General features: G+C 51.7%; 1 protein-coding gene. It reads right to left on the reverse strand.

From position 1 onward, the window contains the following. The coding region (locus F4V54_RS11380) for an IS3 family transposase (protein ID WP_150387203.1) at positions 1–511 on the reverse strand (511 nt) is incomplete at both ends.

Below are 511 nucleotides of genomic sequence, written 5' to 3' on the forward strand. Positions count from 1 at the left end.
ACCCAACGACGAGCAATAGTTCCTAAAGGCTTGTGAGGTGTACACGCTGCCGTGATCAGAATGGAAAATTGCCCCTTTAAGGCTTCCGCGGACTTTCCTGGCATGGGACAAAGCTTCGATAACCAGTGATACCCGCATGTGATCGGCGAGTGCATGTCCGACAAGTTTGCGCGAGTAGACGTCGATGACCGTGGCCAGGTACATGTTCTTGCCGCCCTTACACGGCAGGTACGTAATGTCGCCTACATAGACGTGGTTTGGCCTGTCAGCTGTGAATCTGCGGCCTACTAGATCTGGCATGACGCGGTGACCAGGCTTACGCCTGGTAGTGACGCATCGGCGGCGTTTGGTAAAGCCTTTAAGTCCCATGGATTTCATGATTCGTGCGACTTTCTTGTGATTTATCGGGCCAAAGCTCGTATCGGCTTTAAGGCTTGCAGCGATGCGTTTAGCACCATAAAGCCCGTATTCATCATCGAAGATGGTCTTGATTCTTGCACCAATAAGAGCA

The sequence above is a fragment of the Corynebacterium tuscaniense genome (assembly GCF_008693065.1).
In the GTDB taxonomy this organism is placed as follows: domain Bacteria; phylum Actinomycetota; class Actinomycetes; order Mycobacteriales; family Mycobacteriaceae; genus Corynebacterium; species Corynebacterium tuscaniense.